Genomic DNA, 20086 nt, shown 5'->3' with positions numbered 1-20086 from the left:
GTATTATTCCTTCACGGCTCCTACCGTAAGACCCTGGATGAAATAACGCTGGAAGAATGGATAGGCAAAAATAATCGGTCCGGTCGCCAGCACCACCATCGCCATCCGCGAGGTATCCTGCGGCATGGAGCGGAGCGCTTCAAGGCTGAGTGAGCTGTTGGAGGAGTTCTGCATAATAAACTGCATGCTGGTCTCGATCCTCATCAGCATGGACTGCAGCGGCACCAGATTCGGATCATCGATGTAGAGCAGCGCGTTGAACCAGTCATTCCAGTAGCCCAGCGTACTGAACAGGGCAATCGTGGCCAGGCCCGGCAAGGAGAGCGGCAGCACCAGTGTCAGGAAAATGCGGAATTCACCCGCGCCGTCGATTTTACCGGATTCAATGAGGGCATCCGGAACGCTGGTGCTGTAGAAGGTCCGCAGGATCATAATGTAAAAAGCGTTGACCGCCAGCGGCATCACGAGCGCCCAGATCGTATCCTTCAGACCCAGAAACTGGGTGACAATGATATAAGTCGGAACGAGCCCGCCATTGAACAGCATGGTGAAAAAAGCAAAAAACGCAAAAAAATTGCGGTATCTGAAGCTTTTACGCGAAATGGCATAGGCATAAAAAGAAATAAACAGCAGGCTGATCAAGGTGCCGAGCAAGGTCACAAGGATGGTCACCCCGTAGGAACGCAGCAGCATATCCCCGGACTCGAATACATACCGGTACGCTGCCAGACTCCATTTGGCCGGAAACAGACTGTACCCGTCTCTCGCCAGGGTCCCTTCATCCGTGAAGGAAATGATCACGACAAAGATAAAAGGAAATACGCACAGGAAAGCAAAAATACCGGCAAACAGATTAAACAGCACGTTCCAGGTTTTGGAGAGCTTATGGAAATCACGTTCTTTTTTGACTAATGTGGACATCTGGTTCACTCCTTTCGCCCTGACTAGAATAAGGCGCTGTCCTTATTGAATTTACGCACGATATAGTTCGAGGTAATGACAAGCACGAAGCCGACCACGGATTGATACAGGCCCGCTGCAGTACTCATGCCAATTTCGCCTGTAGATTTGAGGCCTTGGTAGACATAGGTATCGATAACGTTCGTAACACTGTAGAGCGTCCCGGAGTTGCGGGGCACCTGGTAGAACAGGCCGAAGTCGGCATAAAAGATTTTCCCGATAGCCAGCAGGGTCATAATCGTAATAATCGGGCTGAGCAGCGGCAGCGTGATATTCTTGATCTGCTGGAATTTGCCTGCACCGTCAATCATCGCCGCTTCATACAGCGATTTGTCGATCCCCATAATAGCCGCCAGATAGACTACGCTGTTATAACCCAGCGCCTTCCACAGATATACCAGGACGAGGATCACCGGCCAGTATTTTTTCTCGGAATACCAATTGATCGGTTCTGCCCCAAAATAGCTCAGGATCTGGTTCAGCACACCGCTCTCGGAGCTGAGAAAGCTGAAGGCAAAGTAGCCGACCACAACCCAGGACAGAAAATACGGCAGGAACATGCCGGTCTGATAGACCTTCGCCAGCTTCTTGTTGGCAATCTCTGCGAGCACAATCGCCATGGCCACCGACAATACCAGCCCCAGCAATATAAAGACTGCATTGTATAAAAGCGTGTTGCGGGTGATGACATACGCGTCATTCGTGGTGAACAGGAACTTGAAGTTGTCCCAGCCTACCCACTTGCTGTTGATAATACTGGCCCAAAAGCCGTCCCGGCTGTAGCGGTATTCTTTAAAAGCGATAACCGTCCCCACCATCGGCAGATAGGAGAAAAAGAGGAACCACAGCGCGCCCGGCAGAACCATGAGCAGCATAACTTTGTTATTGATGATATTTCGGATCATTTTCACGGGTGAGCCCTCCTAAACTGTAAAAGAAAGACCGGGCAAAGGGCTTGGCACCCGCCCGGTCTTCCTTAAGGGAATGAATTATTTGTTGTTCGCAGCTTTCCAGGCGTCGATTTGGGTTTGTGCTTCTGCGATGATTTTATCGAGTCCGGCAGCTTTGAATTTCTCAATTGCTTTTGGCAGGTATTCGTTAGGATCTACGGTTCCCGTCATAAGCGGTGCCCAGAATTCTTCCTTCACGTTCTGCACAGCGGCAATTTCACTCGTTACCTTGGAGGTATCAAAGTTGAAGCCGAGCAGCGGAGCATTGATGCCCGCTTCGTTGAATTTCTTGAACTGCTCCCATTTGTCCGCAGGGTCGCCTTCATTCAAGTAAGTGATCATGACATTGCCCAGGGAGAAGGTCGGCATGTCATAATTTTTGGCTTCCGGCAGGAACTTCACAGTGTTGTCGTTGACTTTTTCATAGTGCACGCCTTCAATACCGGAATCGACCATGTTGCGCAGGACCGGATCAGTGTTCAGCAGGTTCAGGAATTCCATGGCTTTCTCCGGATGCTCGGAGTTGGCGGAAATGGCCTGCATCGATCCCATAACGGACCAGTTGTAAATATAGGATTTGCCTGCTGGCGAGGAGACTACAGGATAGCCGTAGCTGGCTGACCAGAGATTGTCAGCCATTGGCTGTGTAGAGGCGCGGTCCATGAACCATTTGCCGGATTTATAAAGGTCATCTACGGAGGTAGTCGTCGCTACTTCTGACGACAGGTAACCGGCCTTGTAATATTTGTGTACGGTTTCAAGATTCGCTTTCAGCTCTGGAGTTTCCAGAATATTGACGATTTTATAGTCCTTGGTGTCCAGATAAACGGCCATCGGCATTTTTTCAATAATATAGTCAAACGGCATTACCGGCATGAAATCCTTCACCATCGCATATGGCGTGATGCCCGGTTCGTTTTCTTTGATGGTTTTGAGCATAGGCTCAATGCTTTCCAGAGTGGTTGCGCTGCTGATGTCAAGCTTATACTTGTCCACAAGCTCTTTGTTGAAGCGCCATACTTCCTGGGCCGGAAGCTCTTTGTTGGCAGGGATGGCATAGTTGTGTCCGTCTACCTTGGAGCCTTCCAGGAAGGCAGGGTCGATGGCATCCTTGATGCCTTTGCCGTACTGATCGATCAGGCTGTCAATTTCGAGAAATGCGCCTTTGCGGGCATTTTGCACATAATCCAGGGCCCAGGAGCTCGTAAACATGATATCCATAGGCTCGCCGGAGGCTACCTTAACCTGCATTTTTTGTGAGTAATCGCCGAAGTCGATCATGTTGATTTTCAGGGTTGCATTGATTTTCTCTTTGGTATATTTGTTGATTTCAGCCACGACCGTGTCCAGGTCCTTCTGCGGCGCACCGATGGTGTACCAGATCAGCTCAACCGGTTTCTCCGACTTGCCTTCCGAGCCTGAAGCAGATTCATTGGTTCCGGCATTGTTGTTCGAACCGCCGCATGCGCTGAGCAGCACCGAGAATGCCATCATGGATGTTACTAACAGGGATAACCGTTTGCTTTTCTTGCTCATTCTTTATAACCTCCCCTTTTGTTCACCTTGAAACTGCAGAAATCTCCAAAGCCCTTGCCAGCCTCTGTCCTTTCAAGGATTATCTTAACTTTAGTTGATGTAAGCATTTTCAGACAGAAGCTAAACTAAATATAATCATGTAGAAAATAAAGAAAAGAACTTGCCGGCGTACAGCCGCTACACAAGTCCTTTGTATTCAGTAGGGGAAATTCCCACATATTTTTTGAATTGCTTATAGAAATATCCCGTTTCCCAATAGCCTACATTCCTGGCAATCTCGTGGACCTTTGAGGAGGTTCCCCGCAGCTGTTCCTTGGCCTTCTCAATCCGGTAACGGTTGATATATTCGGTGAAGGTATCGCCCACCTCTTTGCTGAACAGCTGCCCCAGGTATACCGGGTGAATGTTGAACTGTGCCCCGAGCGTCTTCAGCGAAATATCCTCGGCGTAGGATTCATGGATAAAATTAAGCACCTGCTGCACGACCGGGCTTTTCACATCGCGGATCAGCAGATCAATCGTAAGCGCGGCAGCTTCCTTCAGAATATGAATCCATTCATGAATCGAGGTTGTCTCGCGGAGTCTGCGGAAGCCCTCCTGGTATATCTCCGGCTCTTCGCTGTGCCTGATTTCCTTCACCTGCATCTTGAAGCGGATCATCCATTCCATCGAGAAATCCTGCAGGATCTCCGGGGTTACGCCTTCCATATGCCGGAGCTGCTCGAACCGCTCGTCAATCCGCTGCAGCAGCCCTTCCTTATCCTTGGCCAGAATCAGCTTCTGCATCTGCTCCCAGTTCAGCGTAACCTCGCGGCCGCCCGCTTCACTGCGGTGCTCAATCTCCTCATAGCAGATCACGGTCCGTTCCGGAAAAAGCATGAAATATTCCTGGGCTTTTTTGGCCTGGGTATAGCTTAGTGCGGCTCCCCCTTCCGTCTCCACGACAGAACCCAGTGAGAAGCGCAGCGGGTGAAAGGACGGCAGCTGCATAGCCAGCCGCTCATGGCAGCGGTCAACCTCCTCCTTGCCGCGCTGGTATTCACTTAAGCCATGCAGCAGCACCGTATCCCCTTCCATATCCTGAAAAAGAATGGCAGACCTGCTGTCCCCAAGCGCATCCGAAACCGCCTTCAAAAACTCCCCGCCGACAGCCGCTTTCCCCGGCCGCAGGAGTGCCGCCAGCAGCAGCGGCTTGTCCAGCTGTATGCCGAGCAGCTCCGAGCGCTCCCGGAATTCATTCGCCCCAATCTGTTCCCGGAGCCAGCGGTGCATAATGTTGTCTCTTAATATAGAAATGCTCTGTGCATTCAGCTCATCTTCCACTCTGCTCATATGAAGCTTCTCCACGGTATTGCTCAGTGTAGCCTTGAATTCCTCCAGATTGATCGGCTTGAGCAGATAATTTTCAATGCCGAGCGTCATTCCTTCCTTGAGATAGCCAAATTCATCATACCCGCTGAGGATAATCACCTTCATCCCCGGCTGCAGCTTGCGGACGGCACGGATCAGATCCAGCCCGTTCATCAGCGGCATGGAGATGTCGGTGATCAGAATATCCGCGCGGAGCGAGGTCAGAGCTTCCAGCGCTTCCTGCCCATTCTCCGCCCTGCCCACAATCTCCATGCCCATTCCGGCCCAATCGACAATATCATACAGACCCTCAATGATAAAGGGCTCATCATCTACAATGAATACCTTATACATAGGTTGGCTCCTCCTCACCCAGATCCGGGAAACATACAGTCACAGTCGTTCCCTTGCCTTCTTCACTATCAACCGCTAACCCGTGCGGTTCCCCATACAGCAGCTTCATCCGCTCATTAATGCTCCGCAGGCCAAAGGACTCTGAAGAGCTGTCCTTATCCAGCAGATCGTGCTGAATCTGCTCCAGCCGCTCCTGCTTGATGCCACGGCCGTTATCAGTAACCACGGCGCGCAGAATCACACCTTCCTTCGCCAGATGAATCGAGATATGGTTATCGCTGCGGTCTGTCCGCATACCGTGAAGGATATAATTCTCAACAATAGGCTGGAGCGACATTTTTAGTACAACCCGTCCTTCCAGTTCCTTGGGGCAATGCAGCTCATAAGAAAATTTGTCCTTATACCGGATGCGGAACAGCTCCAGATACAGCCGGCAGGCTTCCAGCTCGTCTTTCATAGTGTGCTTCGCCTTCGGATGGACATAGCTTTTGAATAAAACGGATAAGCTGTAGATCATCTCTCCGACATCCGCCGCCCCCTGTGAAATAGCGCGCATGCGGATAACTTCCAGCGTGTTGTAGAGAAAATGCGGATTGACCCTGGCTTCAAGCGCCGAAATCTCGCTGTGCTTCTGCTTGATCTCTGCCTTAAACACCCTGTCGATGTACAGGTTCAGCTCGTCCAGCATATCGTTGAAGCTTTTGGAAATCTGGCCCAGCTCATCTTCCTTCACATCCGCGATACGGGCATCGAGATCTCCGTTCTTTACCTTGCGGGTAAAGCGGATAATGTTATGCGCCCGGGTGGCAAAATTACTGATGAACAGCGACGGGGTAATCACCGCGAACAGGATGCAGATCAGGCAAATGATCACAATCATGTTGCGCAGGCCTCTGTAAGTTGCGGCAAGCTCCCGCTCCGGCACCGCACTGAGCACGGTAAAACCGCCTTGCGTATGCGTCAGCTTCGTAATCAGCATGCCGTTCACTTTTTCACCATCCGCATAGATGGCTTCGATCTGCTCGGGATATGGATATTTCTTGCCATAGAATGTCCCGGAGCTGTCAAACAATACATCATTGTCCGCCGACAGCACGATAATATCGCCTTTGAAATCATCCTTGTAATCCCCCATGCTCTTCCAGATATGATCTGCATCGTAGAAGACCAGCAGCTGGCCGATATTGCGCAATGACTGCTTATCATTGATAGGCACACGGATGGAAAACATGGGGGAATCGGAGAGGGAGATGGTTTTGCGGACCCAGATATTCGGCAGCGTCACACTGCTGGCTTCCTCCAGGTACAATGCATCCGGCACCAGGGAATGCGCCGCGTTGGTGGAGATAATATTGAAATTCTCCCGGTCATTGAATACGTACAGCTGCTGTTTTACAGAACTGTAGAGCAGCAGCCTGCGGATATCGGGATCATCCTCCAGCTGGTTGCGGAAAAACTGCACGCTGTCCGTGGTAGTGCTCGTCTCATTGAGATACCGGTCGAGCCGGTAGGTGACATAATCCTGGTAGGGATGCTCCAGCAGGTAGGATGTATTGGCCGTGAGTTCACTGTCCCGGTACACATCGCGCATCATCGTCTGCACGGCATTGTATTTGTGCTGCATATAGTCATTTACGCTCTCCACGGTCCGTTTCTGGATTTCCAGCTGTCTTTGCACAACGGATTGCGACATCAGAAGGAACATCAGGTAGGAGAATGTAATGGTCGTAACCACAGCTATAATGGAGAAGATCAGAATGATCTTCATAAACAGATTGTTCTTCAAATGCTTTTTGTACCATTTCCCCGGGAACAGCATGATGTCCTATTCCTCCTACTCATGCAGCCGCGTGTTTAAATTCCAACACCTAAGCCTTATATTTTAACCAGATTGCCACATTATATCACGCAGGGAGAGACGGCCGGGCTGTTCTTGTACAAGGACGGCGCCTGTTCATTCAAATAGTAAGATCATTGTTGACGCGACTCCGGGGCTTATGCCGGAACAAAGGTCTGCTTATGAAAAATACAGCCCGCCCGGTGTATCGGCTCTTTCGGACAGACCGCAGGTTGTTCAGACTCCGGAAAAAGTCCTGGCCTTAAGGAATGAACCATGCCCGGGGCCAGGGGGAGGCCTAGGGCGGGAGGCTAGGGCGGGAAGCTAGGGTGCGCTCAACAACGGCATTTTTGCCGTTGTTTCCCACAGGTCCGGCCGCGGTGCGCCCAACAACGGCATTTTTGCCGTTGTTTCCCCCAGGCCCGGCCGTGGCGCGCCCAACAACGGCATTTTTGCCGTTGTTTCCCCCAGGCCCGGCCGCGGCGCGCCCAACAACGGCATTTCTGTTGTTATTCAGTCCACTCCGGACAGGGGACGTTGGTTCAATATGTCAGATAGTTTATACGTTGAGTTGAGTTTTCCCCGCTATATTGCTGCTCCTACGTTCCATCATTCTATTTCAACAATAAGATAAGGCCAGATGTGTAAACAGGGTGAAATCTAAAGGTTTACTATACAAATTAAAGATTAAGGCTTTCACCCCATCTAAAAAAGACAAACAAGTGGAAAAAGGGTAACTAATTCAGCTCATTTCGCTCCTGACGAAGGAATATGACCCCATTAAGTTTCCTTTTTCCACTTAAATCTCATAATTATTGATTTTTGGGAAAAATAGGCTCCCTTTTTCCAACTAGCACTGCTCACCTGCTTCTTCGCAAGCACTAGTTGGAAAAGGCTATCGAATCCGGCTGATTTCCACCCTTTTGAGTGAATTCGCCGAATTCCGTCTACTTATCCCCAACTTTATACACATCTTATCCACAAGGAAGGGAAATCATAATTTCCTGAATAACAAAAAAAGCGCCGGAGGAGCGGCTTGCTCTTCCAACGCTTACAGCCTTACCTTATAATTCCATCGCCGCCACCCGCTCTGTCATTGACCCATATCCTTGCACTGACTGGGCGATATAGGATAACACGGTGTCACTCCAGCCATAGACATAATAGGTCTGCTCATCCTGCTCAGGCACCATGGCATGACGGTAAGGTGCGATATCGACGACAAATGCCTTAACATCGGGATTCAACTTCTTACGGTACAGCTTGAGCTGCTGGTAGAACGGGCTGCCGCTGTTCTGCTGCTCATCGGTGATGATGATGATCTGATCCACCTTGGTGCGATGCTCCAGCAGCTTGCGGACCGGTGCGCCGGTATCGGTTCCTCCACGGGCATGTATACGTTCGGCCTGCCCGAGAATGCTGTCCCGCCGGGAAGGCTTGGCATCCGCAACGGCGGTGTCGAAGAGCCAGAACAGCGACTTCCCTTGGGTTTTCTTATAGAGAGCCAGCGCAAATACCGAACCAATCTCCAAGTACTCCCCCTGCATCGAGCCGGAAATATCGAGAAATATCGCGGTTCGTCCTCCCATGTCTGGCAGGTTGTCAAAAGTCAGGTCAACAGCTTCCCTCAGCGCATCCCGAAGCTCGGGCTCGCTGACCTGACGGAACGCCGTGGCAAAACGGAAAGGCAGAATTCTTGCCTTGCGCAGTGCATCCTGGTCCACCAGCCTGCCCACAACATAATCCAAGTTCTTCTGATCTGCAAGCACGCCGGACCGCAAGAGCGTATTCAAATGGCGGAGCAGCGCAAACGTCGGCATCTGGTACAGGATGGCATTCCAGACTTCCTGTGAAGGTTTGATCGCCCCCGTTACGGCTGAGTAAGGAAGCTTGCCCCGCTCGATCCAGGCGATCTGCTCCTCGGCAGACCCGGCCTGCTTCAGCTTCTCCATGGCTTCCACCTGAGGCAGAAGCGCCAGATTAGCCTCCTGGCCGCGCAAGTAACGGAACAAGGCCTGCTGCTTGAGATCGGCCGGCTTCGGATGAGCCGTGGCAATGGCATCGCCGAGACTGTAGCCACGGCCACGGCCGCGGCCATTGTATTTCAGCGCCCAGTATTCGCTGATTCCCGCCAGGAACAGATTGACCTGCCGCTTCACCGCACGGCCCCCCTCCCCGCGTCCCAATCCTTGCAGGATCGTCAGGAAATCGGACAGGTCTGACGGGATTTGCACAACCTTCTTGAAGACTTTAGCGAACACATCCGGACGGGTGCCGGACAGCACCGCCAGCCCGAACAGCGGCTGAAGTCTCATGAACCCTTCGCTGCGGGCATAGATCAGCGCTTTAGCCATAAACTCCGGCTGTTCAAGGGCCATTTGCTCATGCAGCTCCGCCGCATTATCTAGAAGCTCCTGCTGGTCGGCATAGAACGTGTTACTCATTGTGTTAGTTAAAAGCATCTGCAGATACTGCTCTTCCACAGAACGCGTATAAGCAGGATACCCTTCCTGGTTCCGGGCATTTGGCTTCTTGGAACTAAACAGCTTGGAAGCAAAGCTCATATTCATAACCTCCTAAATTCAATGCCGGTGAGGAAAAGGCGGGACAGGTGTCTTGCAGGAGTCGAACCTGCCGTATTGCCCAGGGTAATTCATTGGTCACGTTGGAGTGTGAAGTAACCCGACCCGGCGCCTCACCGGCTTGATGGTTTGCACAAAGCGAGGAATAGAGTTGAAAAGGCCTGTCAGTGCCATCAGGCACTGTCAATTCTATTCCCTTAATAGTCGAAGGATCCCTTTCAGACGCCTCGCTTTGCGTCTAGCCTGATCCTCCGAGGAAAACAAGATTGGACAGGCACAGACTGCTCTACCACTGAGCTATTCCTTCTATTGAAGAAAGCTGGAGTCGAACCAGCGACAGGTCGCTTAAAAGGCGAAGTACCCCGTCCGTGCGCCTCGGAGAATCTTTTCAAGTCAGCTCCGCTTTGCAGCTTTGGCTTTCTTGTATTCATCTTCGCTTATTTTCTTCCCGGCGAACATGGCGGAAGTATTACGACTACAGAGAAACTTCTCCATTTTCTCCATTTGCCTCCGCTGGTACAATAGAAGTTAGCTGTCTATTACGTATGATCGGAGGCTGCCATGGCCAAGGAAAGCTTTGATAAGGAAATCCAGTTTCTGCGGATGCTGGTATTGACCAGCGGTGCTTACAGCCGCCAGCAGTTTGCCGAACGTCTCGGCATCTCGGTCCATACCTTCGATAAAACCCTGAAGAAGCTGAAGGAAGTCGCTAACACTCTGCTGGAACAGCCGCCGGAAGCACAAGGCCAAGTCTTCACCGATGCGTTCCGGTCTAATTACTATGAATCCGCCGATCCTCTGCTGCTGTTTCTTTTTCAGGCCAAGTCACTCAAGGAAACCGAAAGTCTGAGAATCTCACGGATTCTTGCTGCCCTGAACGACAGTCAAGAGCTGAGCATGAGAGATCTGCTGGACATTTGCTGCAGCGGACTGGACCTGGACAGCGCTTTTCCCGATGAAAAAACGATCCGCGGCGATCTGAAATATTTGGAGGAAGTAGGGGCGATTGTCAAAGGGGCAGGTCCGCGCCCTTACCGCTACCGGCTCAACAATGATCTGGTTAGGCAATTGTCCAGGGAGGAACTGCTGGATCTGTTCGACTTCGTGGATATTATGGCCAATACCCAGCTGCCCTCTGTCCAAGGCTATTTGCTGCGCGACAGTCTGAAAAAAGAGCTGGTCCGGCAGGATGAGGAGAAGCAGGCGATTGAGCCTTTTCTATATAAATACCATTATTATTCCAGAATTCTGGATGAAGCCCACTTGTCTGTACTGCTCTCAGCGATCAGGGGCCGCCGCAAAGTTCAGTTTCTCTACTTCTCACCAAAAGCCAGCACCAGCTATGCCTCCCAAAACACCAATCCCCTTTTCGAGCGTGAATCCAGCGGCCGAACTGAAACAGCGCTGCCGCTCAAGATCGTCTACGATCATCAGTACGGCAGATGGTATTTACTCACCCATAGCAAACACCAGGGTATCCGTAAATACCGGCTGGAAGGCATGATGCAAATTGAAGCAGGTGAGACCGTTGCCGAAGAGTTGTTCTTGGCCGAAAAATCTGCTCTGGAGCAGAAAATCTCCACCAGCTGGCTGATCGACACCGGGCGTCCCGTTACTGTCCGTGCCAAATTCCTCAATCCGCAGCGCAGGGACTCCGCCCGTAATTTTGTGAAGGAGCGTGTGCTGCTGCAAGGGCAGTGGGGGACGATTACAGAGGAAGCTCTGCACTTTTTCATCTATGAAATCACTGTGAACGGAACGACAGAAATCAAACCCTGGCTGCGCAGCTTTGGCTCAAGCTGTGAAGTGCTGGCTCCAAGACAGCTCCGTGAGGAGCTGGTGGCCGAATGGAAGGAGATTCTGGACTACTATGAATCCTTTTGAGAAAATCTTTAATTACCGCGTCATCTCCCGTATGGAGGATACCGGTGTCTTTCTCTCAACTTCACATGAACGCTCCTGGCTGAAGCTGATGCTGGGCCATCCGTCTGCGGCCGAAGCGTTTTCCGGGGTGACGCTTGATAAGCTGAGGTCGCTGGTGGAGCAGGAAGAGGCTATGGAGATCGCAGAGGATTTGATCCATAAGGCTCCGACCACAGAGGTACAGGTCTATCATCCGCTGGTGCGCGTGCTGCGCCGCAGTATTCAGCATCACCAAGGCATTCAGGTGAGTTTTGGCCTGACCAACGGGCAACCCGGACCGGAGCAGTCCGGTCTCCCCTACCGCCTGGAATATTCCATGGTCAAAAGGGAATGGTATCTGCTGTGGTACAGCTGGACACGCCGCGACTTTATGAGCATCCGGCTCCAAAAAATAGCAGCAGTATGCGAAATCCCGGCCTCTCCTGAGCTTGTCCGCACGACTCAAGCTGAGATTCAGCGAATTCTGGAAAGCCGCAGACAGAGCGTCGTGATTGAAGTTCTCCCCGGCTACAACAAGGAATTGTCGCGGATTCTCTACGCCTTTTCCTGCTTTGAGAAGGAAGTCCGGTATGATGAGGAAAAGGACACCTATTTCATCTCCTTAACCTATCTGGGCAATGAAGGGGAATATGTCCTGTCCAAAATGCGCTTTTTGGGCAAACGGGTAAGGATCGTGGAAGGGAGCTGGCTAAAAAAACGCATGCGGGAATCCGCTTTGAAGGCACTGGCCCTTTATCAAGCCTCCCCGGATCAGACACGGCCAGGCCAGGAATGATCCTCCGCAAAAGTGGACACAGTAACAGCAGGTCTGAGAAATACGGTTCACAAAAATTAAAGTGCATGCTGTCGCAGCTTATAAACTTTTAGGAGGATGTCAATGGACACTCACGAGTTCGTGGAAAAGTTTCAGGAGAACATGAAAAAGGCGGAGAAAAACAAGCGCCGCGGCAAAGGCTCACCGGAAGCCAAACTGGCCACCAAGCAGCACGGCACGAATAAATAGTCCAACGCACAAGGGGATGCCCGCAAGCCGGTCGGCTTGGACGGACATCCCCTTTTCATCGTACTGTGCAGCAATTTGGTTATTTGCTTAGTTTGGCTACACCTGCCGCTACTTGTTCAAGCTGGGCTTTGCTCAGCGTTTTGTCCGGCGAGCTGAGAGTAACATAACGGTCATCCAGCTTAAAGGTCAGCATCGGGATATCCGAAGGCGTATACCATTTGCCGGCAGCCCCGGTCGAAAGCTTTACTGTCGTGCCATCGTACTCATAAGCGTAATCCCGTGGCGAGATATCCACGCTCATATGGCTGAAGAGGAATCTGACGCCATCGGAGCCTCCGGCCACCTTCTGGAAGCTGTCCCCACTGGTCATTTGCAGCGGCGCATAGGCAGTTTCGAAGCCCTGGAAGGCGGAAAATGCCTTGGTGATGGCTTCTTTTTGGGCGGCACTGTATTGAACGGCAGCTAATGTGACCGCTGAACCGTTACCCGGCGTCGTTGTTCCCGCTCCAGAACCCAGTACAACCTGATTGGTTGAAGGATCGAAGGTTACCGGCACCTTGAGCGCATCCGCCATCGCACGGACAGGCAGGTAAGTTGTATCATTATACGTGATTGGCGCAAGCTTCTTTCCATTATTGTCTACCGGTGTGTACGCGGCTCCGTTTACTTTGAACCCGATGCTGTGGTTGAGGTAGGCGCTGATCTTCTGCAGATTGGTCCCTGCATACACCCCCGCTGAGCCGGTGACTGCCATTCCGAATACCATGGTTGCTATGATCATTTTTTTGCTTTTCATTATTATCGTCTCCTTATAGGTTCGTTTGTTGTAGGTCCCTTGCTATAGTTCATTTAATCATGAACTTGTTTCCAACTTGTATCGTGATTGTAAAGAAGTACATCCAACGATTAAGCAGAATCCGCAGTTAACGGGGGCGGCCAGGATGCGGTATGTTATAGACTTCGCTGTAGAGGATATCCCGGAACCGCCGGAATTCCTGCTGCGCTGCCGGACGGGGATAAGTCATGATCAGCAGCGGCAGCTCCGCCTGCCCTTTCCGCAGTGGGGGCTGCACATAATCAAAGGGATTCAGGTGAAAACCCAGCCGTTCATAAAAGCCGATTCTGCGCGCTGCCAGCTCATTCACCGGCGGCTCCACCTCCAGCACAACGGGTTTGTCCGAGTGAACGAGATAATCCTGCATCAGCTTTTTGCCGATGCCGCCCCCGCGGATGTCCGGGTTGACTGCAAGATGCTCAACAAACCTCAGCTCCGGGAACTCCCATGCGGCCAGAAAAGCCAGGATGCGGTTATCCGCACCGCGCTCGGTGTACAGCCGGTAGCGGGGAAGGCTCAGCAATCCCTTTTGTCCGCTATAGGTTCTATACTCATTGTCAGGAAAGGAAGCTTCCATAATTGCATATATCTCGTCAAACGCTGTAGAGTTCATAGTCTTTCCCTTCTTTCTGGATCGTTGCCGCTTCTTGGCTCAGGGTCCTAATATATTTTACCCTTAATTGGGCTTGGGCTTGGTAAAATCGCGGGGAGGTTAGCCCTGCTGCAGCTTCACCTCATAAGACTGATTATGAAAGCTGAACTTAAGCTGGCTGCCCTTCAGAGAGAACTTGTGCAATTTCTCCTTACGTTTATCCGCCATGGAGTATACATACACCTCATAGGTATAGCTTCCATCTGCATTGCCAGGGATTTGGCTAACCGAAACATACAGCTTCTCCTGTTCTTCTATTCCCCAAAAGTAGAGATAGCCGCCGGCTGCGTGGAACGAAAGAATCTCGGCGGGCTGTGCAGAATCGCCAATCTTCATCGCCCATGCCTGGCTCTTAAGCGCCTGGGCACCGCCCCGAAACATCGTATACGTATGGTATATGACATAATCACCAACCCCCCGCAGGCTGCCCAGCTTCGTATATTCATTAGACTTCTCCGGCAGAGGCTGTGTAAAAAGCTTCCTGGCTGCGGAGATGCCCAACTGCGGATTGGCCGGGTCACTGAGATAGAGACTGAAAGGTTCAAGCGGAATCCATACCGGATTGCTTCCCTCCCTTTCCAGCTTCGGCGCAGGGGACCAGACAATGCCCTTGGCAGTTACTGTGGCGAAGTTATACCGCTCCGTTCCCGGAATTCCGGCAGGAAAAACATAAGATTTCCCCTGCAGATCAATCGAGACTGAATGCCGTACTTCCGGAAGACTGGCTGAACTGGCCGGGGCAGCGGAAGATGGGACGGCGGAATTCCCCTGTGCTGCGGGTTCGGCAGAGGCTGCCGGAGTGGGGAGAGCATTGGAGCTAGACATGCCCTGTGAGCCAATTCGAGCGGCTGAAGCCTCTGCTGCAGGATGAACAGTGCCCGCCTGACCGCCACTACAGGCCGCCGTTAAGGCTATTGCTAGCAAGCCGGCAAGCCCTGCTGCCAGCCGGAAGGTTTCTTTTCGATGCATAGCGGATGATCTCTCCTCCTTAATGACTGTCTGACTGTCTGTACACTGATTCCACTATTATAGATGGCTGCTACGGACAAGTGGTTTCAACTTTGTATGATTCCATTCCTCCTTGAAACAGGCGGCTGTTCTTTCGTGTACTCCTTCAAAGGTACTTGAGGAACCGTACACAGAACATTCTCTACTATGATTCCTCCAGTTTAGCATCTGGTACTAGGATAACGTGCTATACTATACCTATTGAAAAAAACCATCACGTTTACATTAGGAGAGATTCATTTGGACAATCAGCAGTGGATTGCACCTGAATTCTACAATCTCACTTCGGAAATGGAGCATCATCCAGCCGATAGGATTGCGCTGAAGTGGCTGCAGGAGAACGGAAATTACGAAGAAATCACTTACGGTGACCTCATGAAGCAGGCCAACCGCCTGGCGGGCGGATTGTCCGGGCTGGGCCTTACGCAGGGCGACCGTGTGCTCGTTATGGTCCCGCGCCGTATTATTGCCTACGTTATTTATCTGGCCTGCCTGAAGCTGGGGCTTGCCGTCATCCCTTCCTCCGAAATGCTGCGGGCCAAGGATTTGGCCTACCGGCTACGCCATTCCGAAGCCAGAGCCGTCATTGTCTGGTCTGAAGTGACCGGGGAAGTTAATAAAATCACCGGGGATCTGCCTGCGCTCGATTACCGTCTCGCTGTTGGCGGCAAGGAAGAAGAGCTTGGCAGCGGATGGGCCGGCCTGGAGGGCCTGATGGAAGGCCAGCCGGAATCCTTCCCAGCCGTTGCCAGCCGCCGCGACGATATCGCCATTCTGGCATATACCTCAGGCACCACGGGTAATCCCAAAGCTGTGGTACACACGCACGGCTGGGGATATGCTCATCTTAAAATTGTGTCGTCCCTGTGGCTGGATATCCGGGAATCCGATACAGTCTGGGCCACAGCCGCACCGGGCTGGCAGAAATGGATCTGGAGTCCTTTCCTGACCGTTCTCGGCAACGGCGCAACCGGCTTTGTCTACAATGGGCCGTTCCACCCCGACCGTTTTTTGCAGCTGCTCCAGGATCAAGGCATCCAGGTATTGTGCTGCACGCCGACCGAGTACCGCCTGATGGCCAAAACTGAAGGTCTGGCGCGTTATGATCTGTCGAAGCTGCGCTGCGCCGTATCTGCAGGCGAGCCGCTGAACCAGGAGGTCATCAACACCTTCCGGGAGCATTTTGACATTACCATCCGGGACGGCTACGGGCAGACGGAGAGCACACTGATCATCGCGGCGCTCAAGGATCAGCCGATCCGGGTCGGCTCCATGGGCAAATCCATCGCTCCAGGCATTGTCGAGGTCATTGACGGGGAGGGAAACCCCCTGCCTGCGGGCGTCGTAGGAGATATTGCCGTACACTTAAGCATGCCAGCCTTGTTCAAGAACTACTACAAGGACCCTGAACGCAAGGTGAACTGCTCCCATGGGGAATATTTTGTCACCGGAGACCGGGCACGCAAGGATGAGGACGGCTATTTCTGGTTCGAAGGCCGGGGCGACGATATCATCATCAGCTCAGGCTATACCATCGGGCCGTTTGAAGTGGAAGAAGCCCTGATGAAACATGCACTGGTCAAGGAATGCGCCGTGGTAGCAAGCCCTGACGAAATTCGCGGCTCGGTGGTTAAAGCCTTTGTTGTATTGAAGGACCACAGTGCCGGTACACCTGAACTGGTAAAAGAGCTGCAGTCCCATGTCAAAGAATGGACCGCGCCTTACAAATACCCGCGCAAAATCGAATTTATTGCGGATCTCCCCAAAACGGCCTCCGGCAAGATCCGGCGCGTGGAATTGCGGGACCAGGAAAAGAAGGCTGCACAGGAATAACAGCTGCGGAAGACACGGAGAATACTCAATAAAACGGGTGCCATCCTTCTGGATGACACCCGTTTTATTCCTTCTGGCTTATATTTCTGAATGGCTCTAATTAACGAATTGAAATTTTCGTCTGCTGCGTTCGTCCGCGCTGCTTCATCACAGGCACAAGCAGCAAGCCTGCACAGATTAATCCAAGCAGGATTGTCGTCAGGATGCTCGCCTCCAGACCGAAGCTTCCGCCAGTAATCCAGTCCGGCCCTTCCAGCATCACGGAGTATAGTCCCTGCTGGATGTTTCCGCTGACTGAGACACCGAACCCATAGCCCTGAACCAGGTTCCAGGAGAGATGCAGTGCCATTGCAAAATACAGATTCCCTGCCCGAAGGGTCGCCCACGAAAAAATCAAGGCAATCAGCACAATATTCAAGGCACTGATCCAGTTATAGCCTGGATTGGCCATATGGGCCGCCGAGAATAAGACAGAGGTTATAACTACAGCCCACACAGTTCCCAGACGGCTGGTCAGCAAATGCTGGATGTATCCCCTGAATAAAGCCTCTTCGCAGATTCCCGCTATACATGCAGTGAGCACCAGGCCGGGCAGGTCCAATTGACTGAACCGGGGCGTCCATCCCTCATTCTGAAAGACCGCATTCCCCAGCGCCCATAGGACCATAACAATAATAGCCATTAACAGAGCACCGCTCAGGAGCCCTTGCGCGAACCGCTTCACATCCGGCCGTGTCAGGCCTATAGTGCTGAGCGGCTGCCGCCGGATAACACGTACTATGAAACAAACGACGATCAGCATGTAAAGCCCGCTTGATTTGAATACCTGTACCCAGCCATCCGGATCAAACAGCTGTCTGGAATTCACCCGCAGAGATAAACCAAAGGACATCAGCATGGTAAGCATAAAAATAGCTGCGGCTACAAGCAGAAGCTCCCACCCCGCCCGCAGCTGGCGCTTTCTATTGCGGAATATGTAATGCATCCCGTTCACCTTCCCTAATTAATCTGACCATTAGACAGTTTAAAAGGGATGGAGCACTGCAAGATCTGCAAAATTACTCCGACCAATAGTTTGCCGACGGATTCAGTGCTGCCCCAACTTCCCCTTCCAGCACCAGATCGCAGTCCAGATAACCTTCCTCATCCAAAAAATAAACTTCCTGCTTGTAGAATTCACACAGAGTCTCCAGGAACTTCTCCGGGGAATCGTACATCACAACCAGGTCGCCGTAGTCATGCAGCAGATCGCAGATCCGCTCTGTTCCGTCCTCACTTTGGTAATAACAGATAAAATCACTTCCGTAATTGGTCAGAACGGGCAGTACAGTTCCGCCGCCGCTGTAGCCCTTTTCCTCCAGAATACTTTCCAGCACCTTAACTTCCTGCGCATACTCCTGAATATGAATCAGCCGGTAGCCCGGAATGAACTCAATCAGACTAGGTTCTTCTTCATCGCTGCTTGTACCGGAAACCTGGCTGTAAATGGCCTGCAAAAGCTGCGGCGCATCCGGCACGATGTCGCTGACCGCAGGCTGCCCCTCTCCTTGTCCGCTCCCTAAGCTGGCGGTATAATCGGGGCGCAACCGGGCAGACAGTTCAAGATATTCCTGAAATAATCGTATTAATGATTCAGTAGCTGAAGATTTATACATATGATCTCCTTTGTTTGATTGGATTTGGGTATCGCCAAAAAAAGCGGAGCGATAGGGAATCTTCCCCGTCTCTCCGCTCTATTGCATAACCTATTTAGTGGCCGAAGCCCATAATTTGTGCAGCCAGGCGTCAAAATTCTCGCCCTTTTCGCCTTCATAGGCGTCGTAGACGTCAATCCGCATCTTCTTCAGCTTCTCCTTGAACTCTTCATACGAATGGTCCCGCGGAAGACTCTTCTTGATGCGCAGCACAATCTTGGAAATGCCTCTGAACAGCTCCGCCTTGTTCTTCGACGGCACTGTAACCTCTTCACCGAAGGCCTTCAATTTCTCGTATGCAGCTTCTTGGACGGTATATACAGGATCGCTGACCATCAGGCGATTCAGAATATCAATAATTTGTTTGTGGTTGAAGCGGCCAAGCTCCTCCACGGCCTCAAGACGCGCTCTCCAATCGGCGGAGCGTCCGGCAGCCTTCTTCAGTTCCTCGTAATTCTCCGGCAGCCCGTTGTTCAATTCTTCATTATTCAAACGTTACAATCCCCTTCTTGGTTAAATCTGCTGGTTGTATCGCAGGCCCGGGATTATGAACCAACCAAGGCGCAGCTTATAAATGCAATTCTACCGTACCGGACTCCTTCATTTCAATCTTTTGGACAAAATATTACTTCCGGTTCCCGGATACCACCAGGGAATAGATCTCCGGAAACCATCATAATCCTTCAGCGCAAGGCGGCAGCGGTCCATCATGTCCTGAATATCGGCTGCGCCGTAGGGAATCGACCACTTGATGGAATACAGCGAAGTATACGCCACGTACAGTGCCTGTCTTTTCCAAAAGGCCTCCGGCGGCGGTCCGCCGAAATAGCCCTCCAGCTTACCTGCCGCAAACGGGATGCTCCGCTCTCTGTCGAAGATCTGCAGCTTGTAGAATTCCTCCGCATAATCCCCGATATCCCAGCGGTTGAAATCGATCACACCAATCTTTCCTTCAGGGGTGTAGAGCAAATTGCCGACATGGAAGTCGCCGTGATGGTACACCTTCTCCACGTTATGGATCAGGCCGATATTCTCTCTGACAAAGGCGATCACTTGCTGGTCCCCCTCCAGGTGATAGGGACAGTCTTCGTATTCCCTGATTCTTGAGAGGATTTTGGATTGCATGTCTGCTTCCCAATGAGGCAGCTCCTCTTCAACCGGGATCATGTGCATCTGCTTCAATATTCTTCCGGCCTCTGCACCCAGGCGGTACTGTTCCTCCGGCGGCAGTCCAGGCAGACACTCCTCCAGCGGGACGCCATCCACCCATGTAAGCAGCATATAAACGGACTGCTCCCCGTCTTCGCCTAGACCGCATAATCCAAAATCGACAGCCCGGGACATCGGAAAATCCAGCCCGTTAAACCGCTGAATGCCTTCATATTCCTGCTGTTTGCGGTGATACGTATTGCCTGCCGAGAGCCTTAGCAGCAGCCTGCGCCCCGCCTGGTCCTGAACGAAGAACTTCCGGTCACTCGACCAGCCTTTCAGCACAGGCTCGACCGTTGTCCACGACTCTGCTCCCGGTATTCCGCTTATATCATCCATAATTATGTTCTGCCTCCTTGT

The 20086-nt window shown here is 51.9% G+C and carries 17 protein-coding genes and 1 tRNA gene; 4 read left to right on the top strand and 14 right to left on the bottom strand.

Annotated elements, in window-relative coordinates:
- Nucleotides 1–3: 3 nt before the first annotated feature.
- The 7 genes from PRIO_RS04950 to PRIO_RS35920 all read right to left on the bottom strand — a co-directional run bounded on the left by PRIO_RS04950 (nt 4) and on the right by PRIO_RS35920 (nt 9959).
- Complete coding sequence (locus PRIO_RS04950) at nt 4–921, bottom strand: carbohydrate ABC transporter permease (RefSeq protein ID WP_020426136.1); 918 nt, start codon at nt 919–921, stop codon at nt 4–6.
- A 23-nt stretch (nt 922–944) separates the two neighbouring features.
- Nucleotides 945–1865: an ABC transporter permease gene (locus tag PRIO_RS04945; protein ID WP_039785508.1), complete on the bottom strand. Its 921-nt coding sequence runs from the start codon at nt 1863–1865 to the stop codon at nt 945–947.
- An 84-nt stretch (nt 1866–1949) separates the two neighbouring features.
- The gene (locus PRIO_RS04940) at nt 1950–3446 is read right to left on the bottom strand and encodes an ABC transporter substrate-binding protein (RefSeq protein WP_020426138.1); all 1497 of its coding nucleotides are present in this window, start codon (nt 3444–3446) and stop codon (nt 1950–1952) included.
- Between the two features lie 177 nt (nt 3447–3623).
- A complete protein-coding gene (locus tag PRIO_RS04935) occupies nt 3624–5150 on the bottom strand; it encodes a response regulator transcription factor (protein WP_020426139.1) in 1527 nt (508 codons plus the stop codon).
- Entirely contained in the window at nt 5143–6969 is a 1827-nt protein-coding gene (locus PRIO_RS04930) for a sensor histidine kinase (RefSeq protein WP_020426140.1), read from the bottom strand. The genes PRIO_RS04935 and PRIO_RS04930 overlap by 8 nt, the downstream gene beginning before the upstream one ends.
- 1082 nt (nt 6970–8051) lie before the next feature.
- Nucleotides 8052–9551, bottom strand: coding sequence for a TROVE domain-containing protein (locus tag PRIO_RS04925; RefSeq protein WP_020426141.1), 1500 nt, complete (start codon nt 9549–9551; stop codon nt 8052–8054).
- Nucleotides 9552–9879: 328 nt separating this feature from the next.
- A tRNA-Lys gene (locus PRIO_RS35920) sits at nt 9880–9959 on the bottom strand.
- Nucleotides 9960–10130: 171 nt separating this feature from the next.
- On the opposite strand from PRIO_RS35920, the gene PRIO_RS04920 reads away from it, so the two are divergent.
- The 3 genes from PRIO_RS04920 to PRIO_RS34675 all read left to right on the top strand — a co-directional run bounded on the left by PRIO_RS04920 (nt 10131) and on the right by PRIO_RS34675 (nt 12495).
- The gene (locus tag PRIO_RS04920) at nt 10131–11453 is read left to right on the top strand and encodes a helix-turn-helix transcriptional regulator (protein WP_020426143.1); all 1323 of its coding nucleotides are present in this window, start codon (nt 10131–10133) and stop codon (nt 11451–11453) included.
- Entirely contained in the window at nt 11440–12267 is an 828-nt protein-coding gene (locus tag PRIO_RS04915; RefSeq protein WP_020426144.1) for a WYL domain-containing protein, read from the top strand. Before PRIO_RS04920 ends, PRIO_RS04915 begins: the two co-directional genes overlap by 14 nt.
- A gap of 102 nt (nt 12268–12369) precedes the next feature.
- Complete coding sequence (locus PRIO_RS34675) at nt 12370–12495, top strand: DUF4023 family protein (protein WP_020426145.1); 126 nt, start codon at nt 12370–12372, stop codon at nt 12493–12495.
- Nucleotides 12496–12574: 79 nt separating this feature from the next.
- Here PRIO_RS34675 and PRIO_RS04910 read toward each other — a convergent pair whose 3' ends face one another.
- From PRIO_RS04910 to PRIO_RS04900, 3 genes are all read right to left on the bottom strand, one after another.
- A complete protein-coding gene (locus tag PRIO_RS04910) occupies nt 12575–13291 on the bottom strand; it encodes a stalk domain-containing protein (RefSeq protein ID WP_020426146.1) in 717 nt (238 codons plus the stop codon).
- 127 nt (nt 13292–13418) lie between these two features.
- Nucleotides 13419–13943: a GNAT family N-acetyltransferase gene (locus PRIO_RS04905; RefSeq protein WP_020426147.1), complete on the bottom strand. Its 525-nt coding sequence runs from the start codon at nt 13941–13943 to the stop codon at nt 13419–13421.
- A gap of 99 nt (nt 13944–14042) precedes the next feature.
- Nucleotides 14043–14951, bottom strand: coding sequence for a hypothetical protein (locus PRIO_RS04900; protein WP_020426148.1), 909 nt, complete (start codon nt 14949–14951; stop codon nt 14043–14045).
- Between the two features lie 330 nt (nt 14952–15281).
- Here PRIO_RS04900 and PRIO_RS04895 point away from each other — a divergent pair, with 330 nt between their 5' ends.
- The gene (locus PRIO_RS04895) at nt 15282–16823 is read left to right on the top strand and encodes an acetate--CoA ligase (protein WP_046506442.1); all 1542 of its coding nucleotides are present in this window, start codon (nt 15282–15284) and stop codon (nt 16821–16823) included.
- A gap of 100 nt (nt 16824–16923) precedes the next feature.
- Here the strand turns inward: PRIO_RS04895 and PRIO_RS04890 are convergent, their stop codons facing one another.
- From PRIO_RS04890 to PRIO_RS04875, 4 genes are all read right to left on the bottom strand, one after another.
- Complete coding sequence (locus PRIO_RS04890) at nt 16924–17808, bottom strand: CPBP family intramembrane glutamic endopeptidase (RefSeq protein ID WP_020426150.1); 885 nt, start codon at nt 17806–17808, stop codon at nt 16924–16926.
- Nucleotides 17809–17881: 73 nt separating this feature from the next.
- Nucleotides 17882–18478 (bottom strand): hypothetical protein, encoded by a 597-nt coding sequence (locus tag PRIO_RS04885; protein WP_020426151.1) that lies wholly within the window; start codon nt 18476–18478, stop codon nt 17882–17884.
- 90 nt (nt 18479–18568) lie between these two features.
- Entirely contained in the window at nt 18569–19009 is a 441-nt protein-coding gene (locus PRIO_RS04880) for a HEAT repeat domain-containing protein (protein ID WP_020426152.1), read from the bottom strand.
- 108 nt (nt 19010–19117) lie between these two features.
- On the bottom strand, nt 19118–20065 hold the full coding sequence (locus tag PRIO_RS04875) for a phosphotransferase family protein (RefSeq protein ID WP_020426153.1): 948 nt from the start codon (nt 20063–20065) through the stop codon (nt 19118–19120).
- Nucleotides 20066–20086: the final 21 nt, after the last annotated feature.

This window comes from Paenibacillus riograndensis SBR5 (assembly GCF_000981585.1).
GTDB classification, from domain to species: Bacteria; Bacillota; Bacilli; order Paenibacillales; family Paenibacillaceae; genus Paenibacillus_AQ; species Paenibacillus_AQ riograndensis.
The sequence above is the reverse complement of the archived record's forward strand: the minus strand, read 5'-3'. Positions and strand labels throughout refer to the sequence as shown.

Excerpts from the sequence above, each read along its gene's own strand:
- PRIO_RS04895 (WP_046506442.1), top strand. The coding sequence starts at position 15,282 with ATGGAGCATCATCCAGCCGATAGGATTGCGCTGAAGTGGCTGCAGGAG.
- PRIO_RS04935 (WP_020426139.1), bottom strand. The coding sequence starts at position 5,150 with ATGTATAAGGTATTCATTGTAGATGATGAGCCCTTTATCATTGAGGGT.
- PRIO_RS04925 (WP_020426141.1), bottom strand. The coding sequence starts at position 9,551 with ATGAGCTTTGCTTCCAAGCTGTTTAGTTCCAAGAAGCCAAATGCCCGG.
- PRIO_RS04950 (WP_020426136.1), bottom strand. The coding sequence starts at position 921 with ATGTCCACATTAGTCAAAAAAGAACGTGATTTCCATAAGCTCTCCAAA.
- PRIO_RS04940 (WP_020426138.1), bottom strand. The coding sequence starts at position 3,446 with ATGAGCAAGAAAAGCAAACGGTTATCCCTGTTAGTAACATCCATGATG.
- PRIO_RS04930 (WP_020426140.1), bottom strand. The coding sequence starts at position 6,969 with ATGCTGTTCCCGGGGAAATGGTACAAAAAGCATTTGAAGAACAATCTG.
- PRIO_RS04905 (WP_020426147.1), bottom strand. The coding sequence starts at position 13,943 with ATGAACTCTACAGCGTTTGACGAGATATATGCAATTATGGAAGCTTCC.
- PRIO_RS04875 (WP_020426153.1), bottom strand. The coding sequence starts at position 20,065 with ATGGATGATATAAGCGGAATACCGGGAGCAGAGTCGTGGACAACGGTC.
- PRIO_RS04915 (WP_020426144.1), top strand. The coding sequence starts at position 11,440 with ATGAATCCTTTTGAGAAAATCTTTAATTACCGCGTCATCTCCCGTATG.
- PRIO_RS04910 (WP_020426146.1), bottom strand. The coding sequence starts at position 13,291 with ATGAAAAGCAAAAAAATGATCATAGCAACCATGGTATTCGGAATGGCA.
- PRIO_RS04890 (WP_020426150.1), bottom strand. The coding sequence starts at position 17,808 with ATGCATTACATATTCCGCAATAGAAAGCGCCAGCTGCGGGCGGGGTGG.
- PRIO_RS04945 (WP_039785508.1), bottom strand. The coding sequence starts at position 1,865 with ATGATCCGAAATATCATCAATAACAAAGTTATGCTGCTCATGGTTCTG.
- PRIO_RS04900 (WP_020426148.1), bottom strand. The coding sequence starts at position 14,951 with ATGCATCGAAAAGAAACCTTCCGGCTGGCAGCAGGGCTTGCCGGCTTG.
- PRIO_RS34675 (WP_020426145.1), top strand. The coding sequence starts at position 12,370 with ATGGACACTCACGAGTTCGTGGAAAAGTTTCAGGAGAACATGAAAAAG.
- PRIO_RS04920 (WP_020426143.1), top strand. The coding sequence starts at position 10,131 with ATGGCCAAGGAAAGCTTTGATAAGGAAATCCAGTTTCTGCGGATGCTG.
- PRIO_RS04885 (WP_020426151.1), bottom strand. The coding sequence starts at position 18,478 with ATGTATAAATCTTCAGCTACTGAATCATTAATACGATTATTTCAGGAA.